Raw genomic sequence first — 4,449 nt, 5'->3', positions numbered from 1 at the left:
GAATTATGTATAACTTTAATGTTATCAACCTTTACCATGAAGGCCAAAGAACGTATGTGAATGATTTCTTCACTTATTTAGATGATTGATTTATGAACCACAAAAGAGACAAAAGGGGACAATAGAGAGTTTTTTCATGTGGTGTGGGGACTCGAGAGCTTTTGTGACTGTTGTGCCCTTTTGTGTTAAAAAAAGATAGGATTCAGGCAATATTAGTATCATAGGTAAAAAAGTGGACTTCTGATTTTGGAAACACCAAGAAAGACGAAATTATTGAACCACGACCTGTCCCGAGAATCGGGAAAAGTGACAAAAGGGGACAAAAGAGGGTATTTTCATGTGGAATGGCGACAAAAAAACTTTTGTGACTGTTGTGCCCTTTTGTGTTAAAAAAAGATAGGATTCAGGCAATATTAGTATCATAGATAAAAAAGAGGACTTCTGATTTTGGAAACACGAAGAAAGACGAAATTATTGAGCCACGACCTGTCCCGAGAATCGGGAAAAGTGACAAAAGGAGACAAAAGAAGGTGATTCAAAGAGGGTGTGGGACTGGAAGGACTTTTGTGACTGTTGTGTACTTTTGTGTTTAAAAATATGAGCATGTTTCAGGCAAAGAATTATAATGAACCACGACCTGTCCCGAGAATCGGGAAAAGTGACAAAAGGGGACAAAAGAGAGTTTTTTCATGTGGTGTGGGGACTCGAGAGCTTTTGTGACTTTTGTGTCCTTTTGTGTTTAAAATATTGATCTTATATAGTTTTCAGGCATTGATTTTTTTAGTCATCAAAGCTGATATTGATAAAACTCGCGATGCCGAACCGCACGCCACTTCTAAGATAATTGCCATTTTCAAAGCCAGCACCAAACTCTACCCTGAAGATGCGGAAGAGGTTGTCCAGGGAATACCCCAATTCCCAATAGTGCGGAGAATTCTGGGTTTTTAGATAATTGAAGAAAATGTTTTCCCTAACTCCCGAAAATCGAAGCATTGGTAGCTGGGTAAGCAGAAACTTTCTGAACTGATAATGTACAATGGCACTGACATACTCAGTCTCACTGCTATAGCGGTAGTAATCCATAAAACGGTAATTTGAAGCCACGCCCATATTGGCAAAGATGGTCCTGTTACCCCCAAAATGCTTGAAATCCATAAAGTAGACCCTGTTGTTGTTCAAAAAGCTTCCTGCTTTAAGATTGAAATCCAATTGACCGCTTACACCGAAACTAAAAAAATGCTCAATTCCCGCTTCCACCCAATCAAAATCTGCTGCCATTGGATCGTTGACAAAAGAAGGGATGGCTTTGGTATAATGCAGATTGATTAAAGGAGCACTGCTAAAAATGGGTCGCTTTCTGCCGTTTCTTACAAAATATTTCAAGCCGGGACGCCATTCCAATGAATTTTGCAAAATAAAGGCCCGGTGATCCTGGAATGTTTCCGGTCCTGCTTCTACATTTTCCGGCTGGTTGGAAGTATAAGTCCGCTCAGGTCTGTTATACCAACTGTAATCACTGTTGTTTTCCAAGTGGGTCCTTTGGGCATAGGTTACACTTCCACGGTAAGTCAATGATTCATTGAAACGCTGGAAAAAATAACCTTTGATAAAGTCCTGTTCGTACAATTTCATAAAATTTTGCCTGAGCAATATAGCGTATAAGGCGTTTACCTGTTCTGAAATGGGGTTATCCCCATTGAACTGGTAAATGAATTTCCCACCACTCACACCAAAACTGTGGGCTTTTTCTCCTTGAGTGACGGATCTTCTGACTTCAACCAGCCCATAAGGTTGTTGGCTGGCAAACCCATACCTGAATTCCGGTCTGAAATTCCATGACCTGACATGGTTGGTGACCGAATCTTCCATTTTTGTAGTTTTTTCAATCCTGTAATATCCGGCCAATCCAAATTTAAGTCCTTCCACTGTATTGAATGACAATCGGGTAAGGTTGCTATGGAAACCAGCTGATCTGCCATTCCCAAAATAATACCGCCCACCTGTCAGTATATCCAGGGGCTGGAATTTTCTTCTTGATTTTTTGGCCACCGTATCCACTTCTGATTTTTTGGCTGCCTCCACTATTGCCAGACTATCATCCCGCTGGTATCCTCTGATTTCTTCTTCCGTCAATTTTACCGGACGGATACTGTCCCAGTATTCCAGCCCTCTCTTAGTAGCCAAAGAGTCTATGTTGTATTTCCTTTCGGATACCACTTCCAGATCCTCCCGCTCTTTGAGCGCCTCCTTTTCATAGGCATTGACCATTTTTCTAAAATCTTTCCGGGTCATTTTATCCGCTTGCGCCATTTGTTCCAGGCTGCTGAGGTTTTTGTCCAATTTGATGATATCCTGAGGGACTTCATCTACCTTTTCATCGATAATTTTGGTTTCCACCAATAAATCAGGATTGAGCGTTACCTGATAATCCCGTGTAGAAGCCAGGTATTGGTATTCTCCTGCAAATCCAAAGATTTTACCGCTGAAATTGTAGGTATGGGTCGAGGGCATCCATACATTCTCTGCCACAGGTTGATAGAGCTGCTTGATACCGATCTGAAACCCAAGGAGAGAGGTGGTAAGGTCAAGGCTATGAATGGCCCAAAGGTTCTCAATGATGTATATATGGCCTTCAAATACCCGCTCGCCCCGAGACCTTGGAGTGACGCGGATCTTATTGATCATTACCCCTTCCTCTACAAATGAACCCTCATATTTGAATCGGTAATAAGCAAATGCTGATGGGGACAATGGGGAGATGGCTTCATTGATTTTATTGTTGTAAAAGCTAGTGGCAAGATAAGGCGCTGGAGAAATATCATTGTCATCTCCACTGCTGCGAATACTGATCACTTTTTCCTCTACAGTATTGGGTTGGCGGAATGTGATCTGGGAAACGGACTCACTGGTATATGCCTCGTTGATTTTGAATCCATCTTTTTCAAGTTCTTTCTTAAGGAAAAAAGGTGCATTCGTAAGTTTACCAGTTCCTTTCAGATAAACCATCATGCTGTACTCCTGTACCTGTAGCCTGTGGAATTTGGCTTTTGAGATGGCCTTTCGCATGATAGTCAGGGCAGGATCTTCCTGATTTGTCTTTACGGTAACTTCCTGTAAGGCATACACCTGTTCTTTTAAAACGAAATCAAGGTTTACCCAATCTTCCAGGACAATGGCGGTCTCTACTCTTGTGGCATAGCCCAGGTATTGAACGACAACATCGTATACTCCTTTTTTGAGTTTCAACTCGTATTCCCCATTTTGATTGGCAGGAATGCCTTCTCCTATATTTCGGATATAAATGGATGCAAAAGGCAGTGGTTCTCCTTTTTCGTTGAGCACTTTACCTCTAATTCCTTGGGCCATAAGTGATTGTGTGAAAATCAGGAGAAGCAAACAGGTGATTGTGAAAATAAATGGCTTCTGAGCAGGCATCATCTGAATAAAAATCAAGTGTGAAATCCTATTGAATGCTTTATGGTCTTGCTGATCAAGGATGTAAAGTTACAAGAGTGCAAAAATAAATAGTTATGTGATGGTTAAGAAAAAAATTTTTATGTTTTTAGTTTTTTTAACAGGTGATTTATTAGTTTGCTAAAAAAACAATATGAAAAAATTTACTTTACTTTTCATCTTTTTGATGAGCATGCATTTCTCATTTGCGCAGCAAGCCGAATTTGGAATTAGGTTAGGCCCTAGCTTGACCACTTTTGGAGGAGGCGATGCTGATGGGTCTGAATTTAGGTTTGGTTTCCATGCCGGGGCTTATGTAGGATTGGAGCTGTCTGATCAATTGGTCTTTGAACCAGGTATCCAATTTGCGAGAAAAGGAGCGAAAAATTCGGAGTTTGGAACAACTATCGGCGTGAGGAATGATTACCTGGATTTCCCCTTGTTGTTAAAGTTGCGAACCGGTGAAACCTTTTATGTTTTTGTGGGTCCACAACCTTCCTTTCTTTTGAGTTCTGCCTTGGTCCTTGAAGAAGCAGGTAATAAAGTTACCATAGATGGGAGTGAAATAAAGGATTTGTGGAATGGATTTGATTTTGCCGCTGTTTTGGGATTTGGAGTTAATATCCAAAAAGGATTGGGTGTTCAGTTAAGCTATGAACATGGGTTAACCAATATTTCTGAAGGGGACAACTTGTTCAATAGAGGATTTAAACTCTCCTTTCACAAAAGCTTTTGATTAAGCCTACTTCCTTACTTTATTCAGAAGGTTTAACCTGTCAGGTTTTAATTTAATATTAAGGAAGTACAGCATTAAATTATCAATTTTTCATACATAAATTTTTATCTTTTTTATTCTCTGATTTTTAGAAATACAAAGTCCTCCCCCTGGTAAATCCGATAAAATTGATAGGGAATATGGTATGAAATTACACTTTATCGAAATATATTACAACTAACTGTGTATGATCGTATTTCCTATATTCAGATTTTTCGTTT

2 protein-coding genes are annotated in these 4,449 nt (G+C 39.9%); one reads left to right on the top strand and one right to left on the bottom strand.

What is annotated here, in order from left to right:
• Positions 1 to 780: 780 nt before the first annotated feature.
• Complete coding sequence (locus tag QZT73_RS09705; RefSeq protein WP_291787853.1) at positions 781 to 3,366, bottom strand: DUF5686 and carboxypeptidase regulatory-like domain-containing protein; 2,586 nt, start codon at positions 3,364 to 3,366, stop codon at positions 781 to 783.
• A gap of 241 nt (positions 3,367 to 3,607) precedes the next feature.
• On the opposite strand from QZT73_RS09705, the gene QZT73_RS09700 reads away from it, so the two are divergent.
• Positions 3,608 to 4,189: a porin family protein gene (locus tag QZT73_RS09700; protein ID WP_291787851.1), complete on the top strand. Its 582-nt coding sequence runs from the start codon at positions 3,608 to 3,610 to the stop codon at positions 4,187 to 4,189.
• Positions 4,190 to 4,449 lie beyond the last annotated feature (260 nt).

The organism is Cecembia sp. (genome assembly GCF_007126775.1).
Taxonomy (GTDB): domain Bacteria; phylum Bacteroidota; class Bacteroidia; order Cytophagales; family Cyclobacteriaceae; genus Cecembia.
This window is presented reverse-complemented; position numbering and strand designations above follow the sequence as displayed.

What these genes read in the sequence shown, in the direction of transcription:
- QZT73_RS09705 (WP_291787853.1), bottom strand. Translation starts at nt 3,366, where the DNA reads ATGGCCCAAGGAATTAGAGGTAAAGTGCTCAACGAAAAAGGAGAACCA.
- QZT73_RS09700 (WP_291787851.1), top strand. Translation starts at nt 3,608, where the DNA reads ATGAAAAAATTTACTTTACTTTTCATCTTTTTGATGAGCATGCATTTC.